The organism is Protofrankia sp. Cr1 (assembly GCF_963555865.1).
GTDB lineage: Bacteria > Actinomycetota > Actinomycetes > Frankiales > Frankiaceae > Protofrankia.
This window is the reverse complement of the sequence record NZ_CAUVXO010000004.1, coordinates 22,667-28,034: the sequence shown is the minus strand read 5'-3', so window position 1 is coordinate 28,034 and position 5,368 is coordinate 22,667. Positions and strand designations below refer to the sequence as shown.

The following is a 5,368-nucleotide window of genomic DNA, read 5'->3' as shown; positions in this document are numbered from 1 at the left end:
ATCCCGGCCGACGCCATCCCGTTCGACGCGATGGCGATGCCCGTCATGCGCTCGACGGGTTCGATGCCTGCGATGCCTGCGATGCGTTCGGACAGAAGCGCCGTCATCGCCTGGCGGTTGCGCAGTCCGGTGAGCGGATCGTGCGTCGTGAGGTGGATGAGCTCGCGGCGGACCCGGATCAGCTCGGTGACGTCATGAGCCGTACCCATGATCCGAATCGGCGTACCCGCATGGTCGGTGAGGACATCGCCGTGGCATTCGAGCACACACTCGGTAACCCGGTCGGCCAGGTACATGCGGTGGGTGAATTCAAACGGGCTGACCTCGGCGATCGCCCGCTCCAGAACGCCTTCGATCCTCGGGACGTCGTCGGGGTGCATCAGCGACCGGTAGGTGTCGTAATCGAGATAGGTGTCCGTGGGGTAGCCGAACATCGCAAGAAGCTCGTCGGACCACTCCACCTCGTTGGTGACCAGGTCCCACTCCCAGATGCCCGTCCGGGCGATCGTCTCCACATGACGGAGCCACCGTTGGCGCAGCTGCGCGACATCCTCGTCATTGTGACGAGCGGTATTGTCGACAATCTCATAAAGAACGTAGCCCCCGGTACCGACCGTCCGGTCCCGGCCCGTGTCACCGGCAGCCAGCGCACGGCAACGGATCTCCAGCCACCGGGTGGTGCCGTCGGGCGCCTGCCACCTGGCCTCGCACGGTTCCCCGTCCGGGACAACGCCCGCCAACGGCAGTCCGGCCTCGGCGACGGCCAGTCGGGCGCCAACCATGTCGTCGAAACCGGCGGTGGCCCGCACCAGTACGCCAAGGCCCGTCGGATCCGGTGTCGCACTCTGCTCATGCACCATCGCACCGCCCGTCACAAGGGCGAACAGGGCCCGGTTAGCCCAAACCACACGGCTGTCGGATGTCACCACCAGTAGCCCGGCGGACACCACGTCAGGCACCAAGCCGACCACGCTCGCGACCAACGCACCTCCTCGCGGATGTCAGCCCCGTGCACATCCCGGCTCATCACGCTACTTCCCGATCGAAGACTGAGTGTAGCGGCAGTCGGGTGAGCACAGAACGTTAGGGCGTGTCCGGTGGATATTCACATGTGCCGGATGCACCGACCGCACGTCGCAACGGGATTATGCGGGCATGCCCACGTCCGTTCGAATCGTTGTGGCACCCAACGCCTTCAAAGGCACGCTGACCGCGAACGAGGCGGCACACGCCATGGCTGACGGGGTCGGTGACACCTACCGACACGCGGACATCGTCATGCGGCCGGTGGCCGACGGCGGCGACGGAACCGTGGCCGCGGCTCTTGCCGCGGGCTTCACCCGTCATGAGGCCACCGTGGCCGGACCGCTGGGAACCGCGGTGCGCGCTGCGTTCGCCGTTCGAGCCGACGCCGCGGTGCTGGAGACGGCTACGGCGTCCGGTCTGCGGCTCGTGCCACCTGGACGGCTCGCGCCGCTGGCAGCGTCCACTGCCGGTACCGGTGAGCTGGTGCGTGCCGCCCTGGACGCCGGAGCCCGACGGCTGCTGCTCGGAGCGGGCGGGAGCGCGACGACCGACGGGGGCGTCGGGATGGCCTCCGCACTGGGTGTCAGATTTCTGGACCGGACCGGCCGGCCTCTGCCGCCGGGTGGCGCCGCCCTACGTGATCTTCACACAATCGATGTCAGCGGTCGGGATCGGCGACTCGCCCATGCTGAGATCACCGTCGCGGCAGACGTTGACAGCCCGCTGCTCGGGCCGCACGGTGCGGCAGCGGTCTTCGGACCGCAGAAGGGCGCAGGACCAGCCGAGGTCGCCGTCCTCGAAGAGGGGCTGCGCACGCTCGCCAACCGGCTCGACGCGCTGCCGTGGGATGTCGCGGGCCTCCCGGCGAGGGAGGCGAGGGTCACCGCGGGCGCAGGCGCGGCCGGCGGTCTCGGCTTTGGCGCGATGGTCTTTCTCGGTGCACAGATACGGGCGGGCGCCGAGCTGCTCCTCGATCTCGTCGACTTCGACGCGGCCCTGGACGGCGCCCACCTTGTGATCACCGGCGAGGGCGCACTGGACGCGACGACCCTGCGGGGCAAGGCTCCGGCGGTCGTCGCGAGCCGGGCCCGGACGGCCGGTGTGCCGGTCATCGCGGTCTGCGGACGGGTGGACCTCGACCCGGGTCGCTGGCAGGATGCCGGCTTCACCGCCGTCTTCACCGTCCACCCGGTGGCCCCAGTCCATCCGGGGGCCACCAGTCCACCCGGTGGCCCCCGTTGCCGGCGCCCCCGCGACGGTGGGGGTGCCGGCGTTCGTCGGCCGGGCCGAGGCTGCCCGCAGGCTGCGACGTGCGACCGCCGAAGCCCTCCGCAGCATGCTGTCCTGAAACGGTCAGTCGCCCGCTACCGGTCAGTCGTGGATCTGCTGCGAGAGGTAGTGCGCTTCCCCGACCTGGGCGAGTAGCTCGATCTGGGCGTCCAGCCAGTCGATGTGCTCCTCCTCTGAGACGAGGATCTTCTCCAGGAGGACGGCCGAGCCGACATCGTCACGGGATCGGGTCAGGACAATCCCTTCGCGCAGGAGGCCGCATGCCTCGATCTCGTGGGTCCGGTCGGAGTTCAGTTGCTCGACGACGGTCTCACCGACGCGCAACGTGTTCAGCCGCTGGAGATTCGGGAGCCCACCGAGGTAGAGCACCCGGTGCACCAGCAAGTCAGCGTGGCGCATCTCATCGATCGACTCGTCGTAGGTGTGCCTGCCCAGCCGGTCGTAGCCCCAGTTGAGCTGCATCCGCGAGTGCAGGAAGTACTGATTGACGGCTGTCAACTCATTGGTGAGGACGCGATTGAGCAGTTCGACGATTTCCGGGTCGCCCCTCACATGGAACCTCCGCTGCGTCAGCCCGACGGGACGACCGGACGGACACGGAGATGATCGCTCAGCAACTCCTCGATCTCGTCGAGGCAGCCGCCGCAGCCGGTACCTGCGGCGCAGACGTCACCCACATCACCCGTGTCGCGCGCGCCCGACTCGATCACGCCGCGCAACGTCCGATCGTTTACAGCAAAACATGAACAGACCAGCACCGCACCTCACCACGCCCATTCAGGAGCTGTTCACCGCGTCACCCAGCGGAGGTTGCGCACAGCTGGGATGACGAAAACGAACGCTCGCTACTTAGCTAAAGCTTCCCTAATAGTGCCCAGACGGGAGAGTCTCACACAGAAAGATCAAAAACAAGCAGGTCGCCGTACCGCCTCGCTGTCACCCTGATCACAGTGCCCGCAACACCACGGCCGCATCCGGCTCGGTCACGCGGAAGCTGAGGCTCTCCTCGACATAGAGGTGGACCGTGTCCATCGTGCGGCCGGCATAACCGACCGACAGGTCCTGACCGGACTCGAGGATGAAATCCCCCCCGCGCAGACTCAGCACGACCGCTCCGCGGATTCCGGGAGCGCGTACCACCGGCCCGTCCAGAATCTGGCGGAGATGGCCGAGCAGCAGATAGCCGCCCTTCTCGACCGTCTCGATGATCGCCGTGTACCCGTCCGGCTCGATGGCCAGACCGTAGGGTCCACCGATGCCGGCCTGCGCCAACAGGGCGACGGCCTTGGCGACGGCGCGGGGGTAGGTGTCGGTGTCAGCTCCGAGCGAGACGGCGGGATGCGCCGACGCCTCCATGATCCCGACCATCCCGGCATCGGGAAACCCGTGGAAGACGATCGCGTTCTCGCTGATCGCGATGGTGCGCACGGCTTCGTCGAGCGCACCGAGATCCACATCGTCGGCGCCCCGGTCGACGTCAGCCAACTCCCGGCATGCCAGCGTGAAGGATGTCCGCAGCTCAACCAGGGGCAGGACCTGCCGTAGCTGGGCAACCACGCCTTCTACCGGCGCCGTGGCAAGGGTCGTGACCCGCCCCAGCGTGGTCGCCGACCGGCCCCAGCCGTGCGGACCGGAGAAATCGACCAGCTTGCGGGCGGCGAGGTTCGTGGTGAGCCTCGCCCGCGCTTCCCGGTCGATCATCGACCAGGAAGCCTCGGTGAGCGGAGCGTGGTCGCGCAGCAGATGATTCACCCGGTCACACTCCGCAGACCGCCAATGCCCAACGACCCGTCACCGCGCCCGGGGGTGGCCGGCATCGGACCCTCGACGGGGAGCAGCCGGTCCTGCGTCGGCGCACCGCCGCCGTTGCCTCCCGTCGCCTCGGCCTCCACCGAGAGAATCGGGCCGGAGGTGAACAGGTAGGTCCGGAGCTGGGCGTCGAGGGCCGGATCGTGACGTCGCAGCCATTCCAGGGTCATTGCGGCGTGTTCCTTCTCCTCATCCCGATTGTGAGCGAGGATGCCGGCCAGGCTTGGATCCCCCGCCGCATCCACCCGCTGGTCGTACCAGTCGACCGCTTCGAGTTCCTCCATCAGCGAGACGATCGCCCGGTGTCGGTCGATCGTTGCCGGATGCAGCGTCCCGGGCTGCTCGTGCAGCCCCATGCTCGTGTCAGCCACCCGCTGTAGGTACCACGCAGGTGGAGCACCACGCGTCAGGAAACGCGTGCACGCAGCGAGTCCGCCGGCCACTACGGCATGAGAGGGGAGATCTCCACCCTGCGGTTGGCGGCGCGGCCGGCTTCGGTGTCATTGGTCGCCACCGGATAGTCGGCGGCGAACCCGGCAGCCCGCAGCTGCCCCTGCGGTACTCCGTGACTCGACAGATAGGAGGCCGCGGAGTGTGCCCGTGCCAGCGACAAGGCCTCGTTGACCGGCAGGGAACCCTGGGCATCGGTGTGACCAGCCACCAGAACCTTCTGGGTACCGCCGCGCAGCACCGCCGCGATCTGGTCGAGATGGGCACGATCGAGGTCGGTGAGCTCCGAGCTGTCGGTCGCGAAGGCGACCCGACCCGAGGCCAGCGCACCGGCAAGAGGATCGGCCGGGGCGGGGCGGTCGACCGCGGCGTCGCCCGCCGCGTCGGCTGCCGCGTCGACTGCAGGGGCGGGCTCAGGAGTCACCGATCGAACCGTCAGCCGGTTGTCGAGGGAGATCGCAGGTTCCGCTGTGCGCGCCGCGGCGAGCACAGCGGACCCCAGCCGCGCACGCTCGTCGGCATCGACCACGGTTCCCTCGACAACCACCGTGGAACCGATAATCGTTACCTGATGTGTGCCCGCCACTGCAGTCAGCGAACGGGTCAGGTCCCCCAGGGTCGTCACCGGCGGCGCGGCCACCGTGGGATCAACCGCGACCTGCCCGGTCAACGTGCCGGAACTCGCCGCAGCTGCCGCGCCGAGAAGCCGCTCCCGAGCATCACGGTCAGGCACCGTCGCGGTGACGGTGAGCGATCCGCCGTTGACAGAGATCACCAACGGTTTCGCGGTGGC

7 protein-coding genes are annotated in these 5,368 nt (G+C 68.3%); 1 reads left to right on the top strand and 6 read right to left on the bottom strand.

Going from position 1 to position 5,368, the window contains the following annotated elements; genetic code table 11:
- On the bottom strand, positions 1–983 hold a 983-nt coding region (locus U9980_RS01230), incomplete at its 3' end, for a PAS domain-containing protein (RefSeq protein ID WP_322766314.1).
- 172 nt (positions 984–1,155) lie between these two features.
- Here U9980_RS01230 and U9980_RS01225 point away from each other — a divergent pair.
- Entirely contained in the window at positions 1,156–2,451 is a 1,296-nt protein-coding gene (locus U9980_RS01225) for a glycerate kinase (protein WP_322766313.1), read from the top strand.
- On the opposite strand, the gene bfr is transcribed toward U9980_RS01225, so the two are convergent.
- From bfr to U9980_RS01200, 5 genes are all read right to left on the bottom strand, one after another.
- Complete coding sequence (bfr, locus tag U9980_RS01220) at positions 2,398–2,868, bottom strand: bacterioferritin (RefSeq protein WP_322766312.1); 471 nt, start codon at positions 2,866–2,868, stop codon at positions 2,398–2,400. The two genes, U9980_RS01225 and bfr, sit on opposite strands and share 54 nt — an antisense overlap.
- Before the next feature lie 17 nt (positions 2,869–2,885).
- Positions 2,886–3,026: a (2Fe-2S)-binding protein gene (locus tag U9980_RS01215; RefSeq protein WP_322748667.1), complete on the bottom strand. Its 141-nt coding sequence runs from the start codon at positions 3,024–3,026 to the stop codon at positions 2,886–2,888.
- Between the two features lie 235 nt (positions 3,027–3,261).
- On the bottom strand, positions 3,262–4,068 hold the full coding sequence (locus tag U9980_RS01210) for a family 1 encapsulin nanocompartment shell protein (RefSeq protein WP_322766311.1): 807 nt from the start codon (positions 4,066–4,068) through the stop codon (positions 3,262–3,264).
- Positions 4,065–4,496 (bottom strand): ferritin-like domain-containing protein, encoded by a 432-nt coding sequence (locus U9980_RS01205; protein WP_322766310.1) that lies wholly within the window; start codon positions 4,494–4,496, stop codon positions 4,065–4,067. Before U9980_RS01205 ends, U9980_RS01210 begins: the two co-directional genes overlap by 4 nt.
- Before the next feature lie 71 nt (positions 4,497–4,567).
- Positions 4,568–5,368, bottom strand: an 801-nt coding sequence (locus U9980_RS01200; protein WP_322766309.1) for an OmpA family protein, incomplete at its 5' end; no start/stop codon positions are given.